Annotated in this window: 11 protein-coding genes and 4 tRNA genes; all 15 read right to left on the bottom strand. The window is 65.1% G+C overall.

Going from position 1 to position 16192, the window contains the following annotated elements:
• Positions 1–59: 59 nt before the first annotated feature.
• The 15 genes from rpsG to J5226_RS11000 all read right to left on the bottom strand — a co-directional run bounded on the left by rpsG (position 60) and on the right by J5226_RS11000 (position 16077).
• Positions 60–527, bottom strand: coding sequence for a 30S ribosomal protein S7 (gene rpsG / locus J5226_RS11070; protein ID WP_074873725.1), 468 nt, complete (start codon positions 525–527; stop codon positions 60–62).
• An 80-nt stretch (positions 528–607) separates the two neighbouring features.
• On the bottom strand, positions 608–982 hold the full coding sequence (rpsL, locus tag J5226_RS11065; protein ID WP_064746583.1) for a 30S ribosomal protein S12: 375 nt from the start codon (positions 980–982) through the stop codon (positions 608–610).
• Positions 983–1427: 445 nt separating this feature from the next.
• Entirely contained in the window at positions 1428–5657 is a 4230-nt protein-coding gene (rpoC, locus tag J5226_RS11060; RefSeq protein ID WP_215839947.1) for a DNA-directed RNA polymerase subunit beta', read from the bottom strand.
• A gap of 145 nt (positions 5658–5802) precedes the next feature.
• The gene (gene rpoB, locus J5226_RS11055) at positions 5803–9966 is read right to left on the bottom strand and encodes a DNA-directed RNA polymerase subunit beta (RefSeq protein WP_215839946.1); all 4164 of its coding nucleotides are present in this window, start codon (positions 9964–9966) and stop codon (positions 5803–5805) included.
• A gap of 310 nt (positions 9967–10276) precedes the next feature.
• The gene (gene rplL / locus J5226_RS11050) at positions 10277–10648 is read right to left on the bottom strand and encodes a 50S ribosomal protein L7/L12 (protein WP_215839945.1); all 372 of its coding nucleotides are present in this window, start codon (positions 10646–10648) and stop codon (positions 10277–10279) included.
• Positions 10649–10720: 72 nt separating this feature from the next.
• On the bottom strand, positions 10721–11254 hold the full coding sequence (gene rplJ / locus J5226_RS11045) for a 50S ribosomal protein L10 (protein WP_215839944.1): 534 nt from the start codon (positions 11252–11254) through the stop codon (positions 10721–10723).
• 488 nt (positions 11255–11742) lie between these two features.
• Positions 11743–12441 (bottom strand): 50S ribosomal protein L1, encoded by a 699-nt coding sequence (rplA, locus tag J5226_RS11040; protein ID WP_215839943.1) that lies wholly within the window; start codon positions 12439–12441, stop codon positions 11743–11745.
• Positions 12442–12444: 3 nt separating this feature from the next.
• Positions 12445–12873, bottom strand: coding sequence for a 50S ribosomal protein L11 (gene rplK / locus J5226_RS11035; protein WP_057948565.1), 429 nt, complete (start codon positions 12871–12873; stop codon positions 12445–12447).
• A 232-nt stretch (positions 12874–13105) separates the two neighbouring features.
• Entirely contained in the window at positions 13106–13681 is a 576-nt protein-coding gene (nusG, locus tag J5226_RS11030) for a transcription termination/antitermination protein NusG (protein WP_255323057.1), read from the bottom strand.
• A gap of 22 nt (positions 13682–13703) precedes the next feature.
• Positions 13704–14087 carry a preprotein translocase subunit SecE gene (gene secE, locus J5226_RS11025; RefSeq protein ID WP_215839941.1) on the bottom strand — a complete coding sequence of 128 codons (384 nt, stop codon included), beginning with the start codon at positions 14085–14087 and terminating at the stop codon, positions 13704–13706.
• Between the two features lie 96 nt (positions 14088–14183).
• Positions 14184–14259 (bottom strand) — tRNA-Trp (locus J5226_RS11020).
• Positions 14260–14452: 193 nt separating this feature from the next.
• Positions 14453–15643: an elongation factor Tu gene (gene tuf / locus J5226_RS11015; protein WP_215839940.1), complete on the bottom strand. Its 1191-nt coding sequence runs from the start codon at positions 15641–15643 to the stop codon at positions 14453–14455.
• A 71-nt stretch (positions 15644–15714) separates the two neighbouring features.
• Positions 15715–15790, bottom strand: a tRNA-Thr gene (locus J5226_RS11010).
• Positions 15791–15825: 35 nt separating this feature from the next.
• Positions 15826–15899 (bottom strand) — tRNA-Gly (locus tag J5226_RS11005).
• 92 nt (positions 15900–15991) lie between these two features.
• Positions 15992–16077, bottom strand: a tRNA-Tyr gene (locus J5226_RS11000).
• Positions 16078–16192: the final 115 nt, after the last annotated feature.

Below are 16192 nucleotides of genomic sequence, written 5' to 3'. Positions count from 1 at the left end.
GCCGCCGCGGCAACATCCCATGCGGATGTTGCGAAGACCCTGTCGCCAGGGCGACTAGATCACCAGCGGTAGTGAGCGAACGCGCGGTTCGCTTCCGCCATGCGATGAGTCTCTTCGCGCTTCTTGATCGCCGCACCGCGGTTCTCGGAAGCGTCCAGCAGCTCGGCGGCCAGCTTGCGCGGCATCGAGCTCTCGCCGCGCTTGCGCGCGGAGTCGATCAGCCAACGCATCGCCAGGGCCATACGGCGCGAGGAGCGCACTTCGACCGGCACCTGGTAGGTGGCGCCGCCGACGCGGCGGGACTTCACCTCGACCGACGGGGAGACGTTGGTCAGGGCCTTCTCGACCAGCTCGAGGGCGTTCGGATTCTTCTCGCCGATGACGTCCATCGCGCCGTAGACGATCTTCTCGGCGACCGACTTCTTGCCGCTCTGCATGACCATATTGATGAAACGCGCGATCGTTTCGCTGCCGTGCTTGGGATCGGGCAGGATCGAACGCTGCGGGGCGGAGCCTTTACGCGACATGGTGCGTACCTATTCTCGTGATTCTTGAACGTGCGTGATTGCGGGTGGCGGCGCCGTGGGCGCGCCGGGCATCGACGCGATTAGGACTTCGGACGCTTGGCGCCGTACTTGGAACGGCCCTGGCGGCGCTTGGCGACGCCGGCGGCGTCGAGCGAGCCGCGCACGGTGTGGTAACGCACGCCTGGCAGGTCCTTGACGCGACCGCCGCGGATCAGCACGACCGAGTGCTCCTGCAGGTTGTGGCCTTCGCCGCCGATGTACGAAATGACTTCGTAGCCGTTGGTCAGGCGCACCTTGGCGACCTTACGCAGAGCCGAGTTCGGCTTCTTCGGGGTCGTGGTGTACACGCGGGTGCAGACGCCGCGACGCTGCGGGCAGTTGGCGAGCGCCGGCGAGGTGCTCTTGTACGTGGTCGCCTGCCGCGGCTTGCGGACGAGCTGATTGATGGTTGCCATCTGGAACTCTTGTTTAAGGGCCGGGCGGCCGCTTCGTGAGAAACGAACGGCAAGCCGAAACCACCCGACCTGCCGAGACGAAAAAGTATAGCCCGCGCTTAACGTTTCCGTCAACGCAGGCAGCGCGAACAGGCGAAACCGACGCCCGGAGGCGGCAGTTTCGTTTCCTTATTCGATGATCCCGCCCTACCCTGGGCCGAACACTAGGCACTCCTTGTGCCTAATTTCGTGATCTGGGATGCGACCCATAGGGCCCAATCCGATCCGCGAGTCTAGCATGTTTTGCAAGACTTGCCAGCCCCACGCCGATGCCATCGCCCTGTTCACGCGGGCGAAACGCCGATGCGCGGGCAAAAAACAAGGCGGGCATCGCTGCCCGCCCTGTCTTCGACCTCGGTTTTCCGGCGCCGGCCCGACCTGACGGCCGGACCGGAGCCCGAACGGCTTACTCGGCGTCGTCGCCGGCGACCGTCTCGGCCGCGGCCGGAGCCGGAGCTTCGACCGCCGCGCTGACCGAACCGGTCAACGCTTCCATCTCCGAATCGGTCAGACCCGACGCGTTCTTGCGGCGCTGGGAGTGGTACGCCAGACCGGTACCGGCCGGGATCAGACGACCGACGATCACGTTCTCCTTGAGGCCGCGCAGGTTGTCGCGGGTGCCGCGCACGGCCGCCTCGGTCAACACGCGGGTGGTCTCCTGGAACGACGCCGCCGAAATGAACGACTCGGTCGCCAGCGAGGCCTTGGTGATGCCCAGCAGGACCGGATCGAACTTGGCCAGGATCTCGCTGCGGGCCAGCAGACGCGCGTTCTCTTCGATCAGGCGCTGACGCTCGACCTGCTCGCCGTTGAGGAACTTGCTGTCGCCGCCGTCGACGATCTCGACCTTGCGCAGCATCTGGCGAACGATCACTTCGATGTGCTTGTCGTTGATCTTCACGCCCTGCAGGCGGTAGACGTCCTGGATTTCCTTGGTCAGGTAGACCGCCAGCGGCTCGACGCCCAGCAGGCGCAGGATGTCCTGCGGGCTCGGCTCGCCGTCCACGACCGTCTCGCCCTTCTCCACGTGTTCGCCTTCGAACACGATGATCTGGCGGTACTTCGGGATCAGCTCTTCGTGCTCTTCACCGTCGGCCTGCTTGATGATCAAGCGCTGCTTGCCCTTGGTGTCCTTGCCGAAGCTGACGATGCCCGAGACCTCGGCGAGGATCGCCGGGTCCTTCGGCTTGCGCGCCTCGAACAAGTCGGCCACGCGCGGCAGACCGCCGGTGATGTCGCGGGTCTTCGACGCTTCCTGCGGGATCTTGGCGACCACGTCGCCCACGCCGACCGGCGCGCCGTCCTGCAGGTTGACGATCGAACGCGGCGGCAGCAGGTACTGCGCCGGCAGATCGGTACCCGGGATCGACAGGTCCTTGCCGTTCTTGTCGACGATGCGCACGATCGGACGCAGGTCCTTGCCCTGCGAGCCGCGACGCTTCGGGTCGGTGATTTCGCGCGAGGCCAGACCGGTCAGTTCGTCGGTCTTCTCGATCACGGTCACGCCATCGACGAAGTCGATGAAGCGCACGAAACCGGCGACTTCCGAAACGATCGGGTGGTTGTGCGGATCCCAGTTCGCGACCGTGTTGCCGGCCTTGATCTCGGCGCCGTCGCGGAAGTTGATGGTTGCGCCGTAGGGAACCTTGTAGCGCTCGCGCTCGCGGCCGTGCGGGTCGAGCACCGACAGTTCGCCCGAACGCGACACCGCGACCAGGTGGCCGCCGGCGTGCGCGACGTGCTTGAGGTTGTTGAACTTCAGCGAACCGGTGGTCTTGACGGTGACGTTGTCGATCGCCGCCGCTCGCGACGCCGCGCCGCCGATGTGGAAGGTACGCATGGTCAGCTGCGTGCCCGGCTCGCCGATCGACTGAGCGGCGACGACGCCGACCGCTTCGCCGTGGTTGACCAGGTGGCCACGGCCGAGGTCGCGGCCGTAGCAGCGCGCGCACACGCCGAAGCTGCTGGCGCAGGTGATGGTCGAACGCACCTTGATCGACTGGACGCTGGCGTCCTCGAGCTTCTGCACCCAGGCTTCGTCGAGCAGGGTGTTGCGGGTGACGATCGGCTCCTCGTCGTTGCCCGGCAGGAACACGTCCTCGGCCACGACGCGGCCCAGCACGCGGTCGCGCAGCGGCTCGACCACGTCGCCGCCTTCGACGATCGGGGTCATGGTCAGACCCTCGACGGTGCCGCAGTCGGTTTCGGTGATGACCACGTCCTGCGCCACGTCGACCAGACGACGGGTCAGGTAACCCGAGTTCGCGGTCTTCAGCGCGGTGTCCGCGAGGCCCTTACGGGCGCCGTGGGTCGAGATGAAGTACTGCAGAACGTTCAGGCCTTCGCGGAAGTTCGCGGTGATCGGCGTCTCGATGATCGAGCCGTCCGGTCGCGCCATCAGGCCGCGCATACCGGCGAGCTGACGGATCTGCGCCTGCGAACCGCGGGCGCCGGAGTCGGCCATGATGTAAATCGAGTTCATCGACTTCTGCGGCACCATGTCGCCCTTGGCGTTGGCCACGGTGTCGGTGCCGATCGCGTCCATCATCGCCTTGGCCACGCGCTCGTTGGTGCGCGACCAGATGTCGACGACCTTGTTGTAGCGCTCGCCCGCGGTGACCAGACCGGACTGGTACTGCTGCTGGATTTCCAGCACTTCCGATTCGGCCTCGGCCAGGATGCCCTTCTTCTCGCCCGGGATGATCATGTCGTCGATGCCGATCGACACGCCGGCGCGGGTCGCGTAACCGAAGCCGGTGTACATCAGGCGGTCGGCGAACACGACCGTGTCCTTCAGCCCCAGCATGCGGTAGCAGGAGTTGATCAGGCGGCTGATGTTCTTCTTGGTCAGCTCGGTGTTGGCCAGCGCGTACGGCAGGCCTTCCGGCAGGATCTCGCGCAGCAGCGCGCGGCCGACCGTGGTGTCGACCACCGAGGTCTTCTGCGAACGGGTGCCGTCCTCGGCGATCACGGTCTCGGTGATGCGGACCTTGACCTTGGCGTGCAGCTGCACGACGCGGTTGTCGTAGGCGCGCTTGACTTCGGCCACGTTGGCGAACGCCATGCCCTCGCCCGCCTTGTTCTCAAGGGCGCGGGTCATGTAGTACAGGCCGAGCACGACGTCCTGCGACGGCACGATGATCGGCTCGCCGTTCGCCGGCGAGAGGATGTTGTTCGAGGCCATCATCAGCGCGCGCGCTTCCAGCTGGGCCTCGAGGCTCAGCGGGACGTGCACGGCCATCTGGTCGCCGTCGAAGTCGGCGTTGAACGCGGTGCAGACCAGCGGGTGCAGCTGGATCGCCTTGCCTTCGATCAGCACCGGCTCGAACGCCTGGATGCCCAGGCGGTGCAGGGTCGGGGCGCGGTTGAGCAGAACCGGATGCTCGCGGATCACCTCTTCGAGGATGTCCCACACTTCCGCTTCTTCGCGCTCGACCAGCTTCTTGGCGGCCTTGATCGTGGTGGCGAGACCGCGGCGCTGCAGCTTGGCGAAGATGAAGGGCTTGAACAGTTCCAGCGCCATCTTCTTCGGCAGGCCGCACTCGTGCAGGCGCAGGGTCGGGCCGACCACGATGACCGAACGGCCCGAGTAGTCCACGCGCTTGCCGAGCAGGTTCTGACGGAAGCGGCCCTGCTTGCCCTTGATCATGTCGGCGAGCGACTTGAGCGGGCGCTTGTTGGTGCCGGTGATGGCGCGGCCGCGGCGGCCGTTGTCCATCAGGGCGTCGACCGATTCCTGCAGCATGCGCTTCTCGTTGCGCACGATGATGTCGGGCGCGTTGAGTTCGAGCAGGCGGCGCAGGCGGTTGTTGCGGTTGATGACGCGGCGGTACAGATCGTTCAGATCGGACGTCGCGAAGCGGCCGCCTTCCAGCGGCACCAGCGGACGCAGATCCGGCGGCAGCACCGGCAGCACGGTCATGACCATCCACTCGGGGCGGTTGCCCGACTCGAGGAAGGCTTCGACCAGCTTGATCCGCTTGGTCAGGCGCTTGAGCTTGGTTTCGCTGTTGGTCGAGGCGATCTCTTCCTTCAGCTGCAGCATCTCGGCCTGCAGGTCGATGGTGCGCAGCAGGTCGTAGACCGCCTCGGCGCCCATCGCGGCCTCGAAGTCGTCGCCGTGTTCCTGGCGCGCTTGCAGGTACTGCTCTTCGGTGAGCAGGTTGCCGCGTTCCATCGGGGTCAGGCCCGGCTCGGTGACGACGTACGCTTCGAAGTACAGGATGCGTTCGATGTCGCGCAGGGTCATGTCCAGCATCAGGCCGATGCGCGAGGGCAGCGACTTGAGGAACCAGATGTGCGCGACCGGCGAAGCCAGGTCGATGTGGCCCATGCGCTCGCGGCGGACCTTGGCCAGGGTGACCTCGGTGCCGCACTTCTCGCACACCACGCCGCGGTGCTTCATGCGCTTGTACTTGCCGCACAAGCACTCGTAGTCCTTGATCGGACCGAAGATCGCGGCGCAGAACAGGCCGTCGCGCTCGGGCTTGAAGGTGCGGTAATTGATGGTTTCCGGCTTCTTCACTTCGCCGAACGACCACGAGCGCACCAGGTCCGGGGAGGCCAGGGCGATCTTGATGGCGTCGAAGTCCAGCGCGGGACGCTGCTGGTTGAAGAGATTGAGCAAGTCTTTCATTTCTTTACTCCAATCGGAGGAATTCGGCGGGGAGAAGCGAGGGGAAAAACGAGGGCGGGAAAGAGGGGAAACAAGGGACTGAGGGGACTGCGCGATGCGCAACCATTCCCTTCATTCCCTGCTCCCTTCATTCCCTGCCCCTACCTCAGTTCTCTTCCAACTCCATGTTGATCGCCAGCGAGCGGATTTCCTTCACCAACACGTTGAAGGACTCCGGCATGCCCGCGACCATTTCGTACTCGCCGTCGACGATGTTCTTGTACATCTGGTTGCGGCCCTGCACGTCGTCGGACTTCACCGTCAGCATTTCCTGCAGGGTGTAGGCCGCGCCGTAGGCTTCCAGCGCCCAGACTTCCATTTCGCCGAAACGCTGGCCGCCGAACTGCGCCTTGCCGCCCAGCGGCTGCTGGGTGACGAGCGAGTACGGACCGGTCGAACGCGCGTGCATCTTGTCGTCGACGAGGTGGTTCAGCTTCAGCATGTGCATGTAGCCGATGGTCACCGGACGCTCGAACGCTTCGCCGGTGCGGCCGTCGTGCAGCACGGTCTGGCCGCTGCTCGGCAGTTCGGCGAGCTCGAGCATGCGCTTGATCTCGGACTCGGCCGCGCCGTCGAACACCGGCGTCGCCATCGGCACGCCGTCGGTCAGGTTGCGCGCGAGACGCAGCAGTTCTTCATCGGTGAACTGCTTCAGATCGACGCGCTGGCCGTGCAGCTTGCTGTCGTGGTTGTAGATGTCGTCGAGGAACTTGCGCAGTTCGGCGATCTTCTGCTGCGCCTCCAGCATGCGCTGGATCTTCTGGCCCAGGCCCTTGGCGGCCCAGCCCAGATGCACTTCGAGGATCTGGCCGATGTTCATACGCGACGGCACGCCCAGCGGGTTCAGCACGATGTCGACGGTCTGGCCGTCGGCGGCGTACGGCATGTCCTCGACCGGAACGATGGTCGAGACCACACCCTTGTTGCCGTGGCGGCCGGCCATCTTGTCGCCCGGCTGGATGCGGCGCTTGACCGCCAGGAACACCTTGACCGTCTTCAGGATGCCCGGAGCGAGGTCGTCGCCCTGGGTGATCTTGGCGCGCTTGTCGGCGAAACGGCGTTCGAATTCCTTGGCGTGAACGTCGATCTGCTTCTGCGCGCGCTCGATCGCCTCGATCGCTTCCTCGTCCTTCATGCGCAGGGTGAACCAGTCGGTCCGCTTCAGGCCGTCCAGCACCAGCGAGGTGACGGTGTCGCCCTTCTTCAGGCCGGCGCCGCCGTTGGCGACCTTGCCGATCAGCTGGGTGCGCAGGCGGTCGTAGATCGCCGCTTCCAGGATCCGGAACTGGTCGTCGAAGTCCTTCTTGACCCGGCGGATTTCCGACTCTTCGATCTGACGGGCGCGCTTGTCCTTCTCGATGCCGTCGCGGGTGAAGACCTGCACGTCGATGACGGTGCCGTCCATGCCCGGGGGCACGCGCAGCGAGCTGTCCTTAACGTCGGAGGCCTTCTCGCCGAAGATCGCGCGCAGCAGCTTCTCTTCCGGAGTCAGCTGCGACTCGCCCTTCGGGGTGACCTTGCCGACCAGGATGTCGCCGGCGCGGACTTCGGCGCCGATGTACACCACGCCCGACTCGTCGAGGCGGTTCAGCGCCTGCTCGGAGACGTTCGGGATGTCGGCGGAGATTTCCTCCGGCCCCAGCTTGGTGTCGCGCGCCGAGCAGGTCAGCTCTTCGATGTGGATCGTGGTGTAGCGATCCTCCTCGACCACGCGCTCGGAGAGCAGGATCGAGTCTTCGAAGTTGTAGCCGTTCCACGGCATGAACGCGACCAGCATGTTCTGGCCCAGCGCGAGCTCGCCGATGTCGGTCGAGGGACCGTCGGCCAGCACGTCGCCGCGCGCGATCACGTCGCCCACCTTCACCAGCGGACGCTGGTTGATGCAGGTGTTCTGGTTGGAACGCGTGTACTTGATCAGGTTGTAGATGTCGACGCCCGCGTCGGTCACCGCGGAGATTTCCTCCTCGTTGACCTTGACCACGATGCGGCCGGCGTCGACCTGCTCGATCACGCCGCCGCGCAGCGCGTTGACGGTCACGCCCGAGTCGCGCGCCACGGCGCGCTCGATGCCGGTGCCGACCAGCGGCTTCTGCGAACGCAGGGTCGGAACCGCCTGACGCTGCATGTTCGCGCCCATCAGCGCGCGGTTGGCGTCGTCGTGCTCCAGGAACGGAACCAGCGCGGCCGCGACCGACACGGTCTGCATCGGCGAGACGTCCATGAAGTGGATCTCGCTCGGCGGCTTGAGCAGGGTTTCGCCCTGGAAGCGGCAGGCCACGAACTGGGCGGTGATCATGCCCTTGTCGTCCTGCGGCGCGTTGGCCTGGGCGATGACGTACTCGTTCTCTTCGATCGCCGACAGGAACTCGACGTCGTCGGTGACCTTGCCGTCCACGACCTTGCGGTACGGCGTCTCCAGGAAGCCGTACTTGTTGGTGCGGGCGAACACGGCGAGCGAGTTGATCAGGCCGATGTTCGGGCCTTCAGGCGTTTCGATGGTGCACACGCGGCCGTAGTGGGTCGGGTGCACGTCGCGCACTTCGAAGCCGGCGCGTTCGCGGGTCAGGCCACCCGGGCCGAGGGCCGACACGCGACGCTTGTGCGTGACTTCCGACAGCGGGTTGTTCTGGTCCATGAACTGCGACAGCTGCGAGGAGCCGAAGAACTCCTTGATCGCGGCGGCCACCGGCTTGGCGTTGATGAGTTCCTGCGGGGTGAGCCCTTCGGACTCGGCCATCGACAGGCGCTCCTTCACCGCGCGCTCGACGCGGACCAGACCGACGCGGAAGGTGTTCTCGGCCATTTCGCCGACCGAACGCACGCGGCGGTTGCCCAGGTGGTCGATGTCGTCGACCACGCCGCGACCGTTGCGGATCTCGGTCAGGGTGCGGATGACGTCGAGGATGTCGGAGGTGTCCGCCAGCTCGTTGCGCAGGCGCGTGGATTCGTCGTCCTTGCGGTCGGCGAAGTACTTCGCGTCGTACAGCACCGAGGCGCCGGTGGTTTCCTTGCGGCCGATGCGGCGGTTGAACTTCATCCGGCCCACGGCCGAGAGGTCGTAGCGCTCGAAGGTGAAGAACAGGTTGTGGAACAGGTTCTGCGCGGCGTCCTTGGTCGGCGGCTCGCCGGGACGCATCATGCGGTAGATCTCGACCAGCGCCTCGAGCTGGGTCTTGGTCGGATCGATGCGCAAGGTGTTGGAGATGTACGGACCGCGGTCGAGGTCGTTCACCCAGATGGTGCCGACCTGATCGATGCCGGCCTTGCGGAAGGCCTGCAGGTGGTCTTCGTTGATTTCATCGTTGGCCGAGGCCAGCGGCTCGCCGGTCCTGGTGTCGACGACGTCGTGCGAGAGGATGCGGCCCAGCAGGTAGCCGTCCGGCACGGCCAGGGCCGAGATGCCCGACTGTTCCAACTGCTTGACGTGGCGCGCGGTGACGCGCTTGCCGGCTTCCACGATCACGCGATCGCCGTCGGCCAGATCGAAGTCCAGGGTTTCGCCGCGCAGGCGCTCGGAGACCAGCTCCCACTGCACGCCCTCGGGCATGATGTGGAAGGTGTTGATCTCGAAGAACTTGTTCAGCATCTCCTCGTTGCCGTAGCCCAGCGCGCGCAGCAGCACCGTGACCGGCAGCTTGCGGCGGCGGTCGATACGGGTGAACAGCGCGTCCTTCGGGTCGAACTCGAAGTCCAGCCAGGAGCCGCGGTAGGGGATGATGCGGGCGCTGTACAGCAGCTTGCCCGAGCTGTGGGTCTTGCCGCGGTCGTGATCGAAGAACACGCCCGGCGAACGGTGCAGCTGCGAGACGATGACGCGCTCGGTGCCGTTGACGATGAAGGTGCCGTTGTCGGTCATGAGCGGAATTTCGCCCATGTAGACTTCCTGCTCCTTGACGTACTTGATCGCCTTGGTCGAGGACTCGCGGTCGTAGATCACCAGGCGCACGGTCACGCGCAGCGGAGCGCCGTAGGACAGGCCGCGGTTGCGGCATTCGCGCTCGTCGAACACCGGGTCGCCGAGCTTGTAGCCCACGTACTCGAGCGCGGCGTTGCCGCTGTAGCTGGAGATCGGGAACACCGACTTCAGCGCGGCGTGCAGGCCGCGGTCGGCGCGCTTGGCCGGGTCGGTGTGTTCTTGCAGGAATTCGCGATAGGAGTCGACCTGGATCGCGAGCAGGAAGGGAACTTCGAGGATGGACTTGCGCTTGCCGAAGTCCTTGCGGATGCGCTTCTTTTCGGTGAACGAATAGTTCTGGGAAGCTGTGGTCATGGTGAGCTACCGCCTCGATTAGCTAATGGGCCGGGAAGGCCGCCGTGGCCGCCTTCCGGGCGAACCGCGCGTCCGCGGTTCGGGGGACTAATGACTGAAAGCAAAAATTGCCAGTGGGAAGTCGCTGGTATTGCCGGCACCAGCACGCCCTCTCCCGCTACTTCCGACTGACAACTCACGACGGGATCGCGGACCGGAAAACCTCGAATCGGTCCGAAATGCGCGATCCCGCTACAACGGCCAAAGGCCGGGGGCTCTCGCCCCCAGCCTTCGGTTGGTCGCCAAAACAGACCGGCGACGCAAGTACGGCTTACTTGACTTCGACGGTCGCACCAGCGGCTTCGAGGTCCTTCTTCATCTTGGCAGCGTCGTCCTTGGAGACGGCTTCCTTGACGTTCTGCGGAGCGCCTTCGACCAGGTCCTTGGCTTCCTTCAGACCCAGGCCGGTGATGGCGCGGACGGCCTTAATGACTTCGACCTTCTTGTCGCCGGCGGCCTTCAGGACGACGGTGAACTCGGTCTGCTCTTCGACCGGAGCGGCGGCTTCGGCGGCGACGCCGACGGCAACCGGAGCGGCGGCGGAGACGCCGAACTTCTCTTCGATCGCGCGCACCAGCTCCATGACTTCCATCAAGCTCTTTTCGGCGATGGCGTCGACGATCTGTTCGTTGGACAGGGACATTGTGTTTAACCTCAGGAAAATTTGATCTTACGAATCGGGTTCAGTGAAGCGGTCGCGAAGACGACGCGGCGATTACGCCGGTTCGGCTTCGGCCGGAGCTTCGGCTGCGACTTCGCCGCCGCCCTGCTGGTCGGCCACGGCCTTGACGGCGCGGGCGAACATCGCGGCGGGTTCGGACAGGACGCGGGCCAGCATGGCCAGGGCCTGGTCGAGGGTCGGCAGCGAGGCGAGGACTTCGACGTGGCTGGCCGGATAAACCTGACCGCCCACGGCGACGACCTGAGCCTTGAGCTTGTCGTTGCCCTTGGCGAATTCCTTGATCAGACGGCCGGCGGCGCCGGGTTCGTCCACCGAGAACGCGTACAGCAGCGGACCGACGAGCTTGTCTTGGACGCACTCGAATTCGGTACCGGCGACGGCGCGCGAGGCCAGGGTGTTCTTGACGACACGCAAGTACACACCGGTTTCGCGAGCCTTCTTGCGCATCGCGGTCAGCTGACCGACCGTGATGCCCGCGTACTCGGCTGCAACCAAGGAGTGGGCCTTCGCGGCGACTTCTGCCAGCTCGGCGACTACTTCTTGCTTCTGAGACAGATTGAGAGCCATTGCACTCCTCCGAAAGCCGGGAAGGGGGATTGGGGACGGGGGAATGGCGGGGCCGCGGCTTGCGCCGGTGCTGCGCCGTTCTCGTCCTTACTCGGTTCCCAGCCTTATTGACTCCGCTCGCGGCTCCTGCCGCTTGCGGTCCTGGGCGGCGACGGTCCTTGTCGCCGGGGACGCCCGAAGGCATCCCGGGTGGTGGCCTTTCCTGAAAAAATTCAGTCAGGGGCACCATCTACGCCGGCCCGGCTCCGAAGAGTCCGAATTAAGCGATCCCGCTGTACCGACGGCGACTCCTTGCCGTGTCGAGCTTCCGTGCCCGTCGTCGGTATGCGCTGACCGCGCCTGCGGTCTTTGACGGCTATCGCGTCGGGGCGACCCTCGGCGATGCCCTCAAAAAGCTAGGAGCGAGTTGAGAGAAGCGAGAAACGAGTAAGAGCGAATGCGGCTGTTCGCTCACTCCTCGGTTCTCTTCGCTCACTCCTGTGATTCGATTACTTGAGCGTCAGCGAAGCCTGATCGACGATCACGCCCGGACCCATGGTCGAGCTGATCGAGACCTTCTGCAGGTACTGGCCCTTAGCGGTGGCCGGCTTGGCCTTGATCAGGTCGAGCAGCAGCGCCTGCAGGTTGTCCTTCAGCGAGCCGTCTTCGAACGAGACCTTGCCGATGGTGCAGTGGATGATGCCGGCCTTGTCGGTGCGGTAACGCACCTGACCGCCCTTGGCGTTCTTGACCGCTTCGCCCGGGTTCGGGGAGACGGTGCCGACCTTCGGGTTCGGCATCAGGCCGCGCGGGCCCAGCACCTGACCGAGCTTACCGACGACGCGCATCGCGTCCGGGGTGGCGATGACCACGTCGTAGTTCAGGTCGCCGGCCTGCATCTTCTCGGCCAGATCGTCCATACCGACGGCCTCGGCGCCCGCGGCCAGGGCCTCGTCGGCCTTGGCGCCGGCGGGGGCGAACACCGCCACGCGCACGGTCTTGCCGGTACCGGCCGGCAGCACGGTCGAGCCGCGCACCTGCTGGTCGGACTTCTTCGCGTCCACGCCCAGACGGACGGAGACGTCGACGGATTCGACGAACTTGGCCTTGGTGGCGTTCTTGACGATCTTGACGGCTTCGTCGAAAGCGTAAGCCTTACCCGGAACCACGGCGGCCTTGATGGCCTTTTCGCGCTTAGTCATTGCCATGTCTTAACCCTCCACCACCAGGCCCATGCTGCGGGCCGAGCCCGCGATCGTCTTCACCGCCGCATCCAGGTCGGCCGCCGTCAGGTCGGCTTCCTTCTGCTTGGCGATGGCTTCCAGCTGGGCGCGGGTGACCTTGCCCACCTTGTCGGTGTTCGGGCGCTTGGAGCCGGAGGTGATGCCGGCAGCCTTCTTCAGCAGCACCGAAGCCGGGGTCGACTTGGTGACGAAGGTGAAGGTACGGTCCGAGTAGGCCGTGATGATGACCGGGGTCGGCAGACCCGGCTCGAGCTTGGAGGTCGCGGCGTTGAACGCCTTGCAGAACTCCATGATGTTCAGGCCGCGCTGACCCAGCGCAGGACCGACCGGCGGCGAGGGGTTGGCCTGACCGGCCTTGACCTGCAGCTTGATGTAGCCGACTACTTTCTTTGCCATTGATGTGCTCTCCGGGTGCTAGCGCCTTTAGACCGCAGGCTCCCCATCGGGCCGGAAATCGCGCGTTCCGGCATCGCGTTTTCTCTCGCGCGAACAGCCGCCCGGGGAGTGCTCCGGGGCGGCTGGTCGGTTGTGGCTGCTACCCTGCCGGGCAGCGAGCCGCACACTATATCAGGTTTTCAGGCGATGTGGGCGGGCCGACCGCGGGGCCGGACCGGGCGCCCCGCCCGGCTCAGGTGGCCTTTTCGACCTGACCGAATTCCAGCTCGACCGGGGTCGAGCGGCCGAAAATGAGCACCGCGACGCGCAGGCGGCTCTTTTCGTAGTTGATCTCTTCGACCACGCCGTTGAAGTCGACGAACGGGCCGTCGATGACCCGGACCATTTCGCCCGGCTCGAACAGCACCTTGGGGCGCGGCTTCTCGACGCCTTCCTGAACGCGCTGCAGGATACGGTCGGCCTCGGCGTCCTGGATCGGCAGCGGGCGGTCGGCGGTGCCGCCGATGAAGCCCATCACCTTCGGGGTTTCCTTGATCAGATGCCAGCTCTCGCTGTCGATGCGGGGAATGCCCGCCTCGTCGTGAGTGGCGATCTGGACCAGGACGTAGCCCGGGAAGAACTTGCGCTCGGAACGGCGCTTCTGGCCGGAACGCATTTCCACGATCTCTTCGGTCGGGACCAGGACTTCGCCGAAGCGGTCGGTCATCTCGAAGCGGACGATGCGGTCGCGCAGGGCCTGGGCCACCGACTTCTCGAAGCCCGAGTAGGCGTGGACCACGTACCAGCGCTTGTTTTCTTGCGTATTCAAATCGGTCATCTCCTCAGCGTCCTCAGCGCGCCAGCAGGAACTTGACCGCCGCCTGGATGATCCAGTCGAAACCCGACAGGATCAGGCTCAGGATCAGCACCGCGATCATGACGACCCAAGTGGTCTTCAGCGCTTCCTCGCGGGTCGGCCAAACCACCTTGCGCAGTTCGAAGCGCGATTCGGACAGGAATTCGCGGGTCTGGATGCCCTTGGCCGAGAGCATGAACACGGCGGCACCGGCGATCAGGCCGGCAACGACGACGCCCGCACGCAGCGGGCCGCTCCAATTCTCGAACCAGATGTAGGCGAACACACCGCCGGCGGCCAGCAACAGGGCCACGACGTACTTGACGAGATCGCCGGCGCTGCCGCCGCTGGATTTGTGGTGTTCGGCCTTGCTGTTCATTCTCGGGGCGATTCCCTCGCGAAAGCCCGCCCATCCCTGCGCGGCCCTTTCAATGGCTTGCCAGTCGCCGGGTCGTCCGAGCCGGCTCGGTGTAAGTGGCACGCCAGGAGGGACTCGAACCCCCAACCTGCGGTTTTGGAGACCGCTGCTCTGCCAATTGAGCTACTGGCGTACGTCTGAAATCTCGGGTCCGGATCGGCGCCCTTCAAGGGGCTGGACCGCCGGCCGGCCATTGTCTTCGAAAACCGGTCGCCGCGAAACACCTGCGGTGTTCGGGCGCCCTAAATAACGAAGGCGGACCGGGTGGCCGGCCCGCCGTTCGCGGCCTTGCGGCGACCTTGGCGGCCGCCGCGAGGTTACAGCGATTACTTTAGGATCTTCGACACCACGCCGGCGCCGACGGTACGGCCGCCTTCGCGGATCGCGAAGCGCAGGCCTTCGTCCATCGCGACCGGGTTGATCAGCGTCACCGCCATCTTCACGTTGTCGCCCGGCATCACCATCTCGACGCCTTCCGGCAGCTGGCACGCGCCGGTGATGTCGGTGGTGCGGAAGTAGAACTGCGGACGGTAGCCCTTGAAGAACGGGGTATGACGGCCGCCTTCGTCCTTCGACAGCACGTACACCTCGCCCTCGAACTCGGTGTGCGGGGTGATCGAACCCGGCTTGGCCAGCACCTGGCCGCGCTCCACGTCGTCACGCTTGGTGCCGCGCAGCAGCAGACCCGCGTTGTCGCCCGCCTGGCCCTGATCCAGCAGCTTGCGGAACATTTCCACGCCGGTCACGGTGGTCTTCTGGGTCGGACGGATACCGACGATTTCGATTTCGTCGCCCACCTTGATGATGCCGCGCTCGATACGGCCGGTCACCACGGTGCCGCGGCCCGAGATCGAGAACACGTCTTCCACCGGCATCAGGAACGGCTTGTCGATCGCGCGCTCCGGCTCCGGAATGAAGGTGTCCAGCGCTTCCACCAGCTTGATGATCGCCGGCACGCCGATGTCCGACTGGTCGCCTTCCAGCGCCAGACGGGCCGAGCCGTGGATGATCGGGGTGTCGTCGCCCGGGAACTCGTACTTGCTCAGCAGCTCGCGCACTTCCATCTCGACCAGCTCGAGCAGCTCGGCGTCGTCCACCATGTCGGCCTTGTTCAGGAACACGACGATGTACGGCACGCCGACCTGACGCGACAGCAGGATGTGTTCGCGGGTCTGCGGCATCGGGCCGTCAGCGGCCGAGCACACCAGGATCGCGCCGTCCATCTGCGCCGCACCCGTGATCATGTTCTTCACGTAGTCGGCGTGGCCCGGGCAGTCCACGTGGGCGTAGTGACGGTTCGGGCTTTCGTATTCGACGTGAGCGGTCGAAATCGTGATGCCGCGAGCCTTCTCTTCCGGCGCCGCGTCGATCGCGTCGTACGCCTTGAACTCGCCACCGAAACGCTCGGCGCCGACCTTGGTCAGAGCGGCCGTCAGCGTGGTCTTGCCGTGGTCGACGTGACCGATCGTGCCGACGTTCACGTGCGGCTTGGTGCGCTCGAACTTACCCTTGGCCATGGCTATCGCTTCTCGTGTTTGGTCTGTGTGTCGCGTTGGCTGTTGGTAAAGCAGCCGGTACTGCTTGGAGATGGTGCTCACGAAAGGAATCGAACCTTCGACCTCCTCCTTACCAAGGAGGTGCTCTACCGACTGAGCTACGTGAGCGAAACTTTTTTGCCGCGCTGGAAGACTGCGTTCAATGGAGCGGGAGACGGGAATCGAACCCGCGCCATCAGCTTGGAAGGCTGAGGTTCTACCATTGAACTACTCCCGCGCCGCGTGCAGCCATTACAGCGTTGGAACTTGAAACTTTACCGCTCTGCCCTTGCGCCGTATCGGTGAAGCTGATCGTCGCACCGGCCAATCTGGTGGAGGGAGGTGGATTCGAACCACCGAAGGCGTAAGCCAGCAGATTTACAGTCTGCCCCCGTTGGCCGCTTGGGTATCCCTCCGAAGAGCCCGTAATTTTGAAGTGCGATCTTCAGCTTGTCAACGCACTTTCACAAAAACTTTCGGGATTTTTTTCGCCCCCGCCGCCGGCGCGCTCAGGCGCGGACAGCGGGGCCG

The sequence above is a fragment of the Lysobacter sp. K5869 genome (assembly GCF_018847975.1).
Lineage (GTDB): Bacteria > Pseudomonadota > Gammaproteobacteria > Xanthomonadales > Xanthomonadaceae > Lysobacter.
This window is presented reverse-complemented; position numbering and strand designations above follow the sequence as displayed.

Coding starts and splice junctions, on each gene's coding strand:
- rplA (WP_215839943.1), bottom strand. CDS start 12,441: ATGGCAATGACTAAGCGCGAAAAGGCCATCAAGGCCGCCGTGGTTCCG.
- rplK (WP_057948565.1), bottom strand. CDS start 12,873: ATGGCAAAGAAAGTAGTCGGCTACATCAAGCTGCAGGTCAAGGCCGGT.
- rpsL (WP_064746583.1), bottom strand. CDS start 982: ATGGCAACCATCAATCAGCTCGTCCGCAAGCCGCGGCAGGCGACCACG.
- rpoB (WP_215839946.1), bottom strand. CDS start 9,966: ATGACCACAGCTTCCCAGAACTATTCGTTCACCGAAAAGAAGCGCATC.
- secE (WP_215839941.1), bottom strand. CDS start 14,087: ATGAACAGCAAGGCCGAACACCACAAATCCAGCGGCGGCAGCGCCGGC.
- rpoC (WP_215839947.1), bottom strand. CDS start 5,657: ATGAAAGACTTGCTCAATCTCTTCAACCAGCAGCGTCCCGCGCTGGAC.
- rplJ (WP_215839944.1), bottom strand. CDS start 11,254: ATGGCTCTCAATCTGTCTCAGAAGCAAGAAGTAGTCGCCGAGCTGGCA.
- rpsG (WP_074873725.1), bottom strand. CDS start 527: ATGTCGCGTAAAGGCTCCGCCCCGCAGCGTTCGATCCTGCCCGATCCC.
- rplL (WP_215839945.1), bottom strand. CDS start 10,648: ATGTCCCTGTCCAACGAACAGATCGTCGACGCCATCGCCGAAAAGAGC.
- tuf (WP_215839940.1), bottom strand. CDS start 15,643: ATGGCCAAGGGTAAGTTCGAGCGCACCAAGCCGCACGTGAACGTCGGC.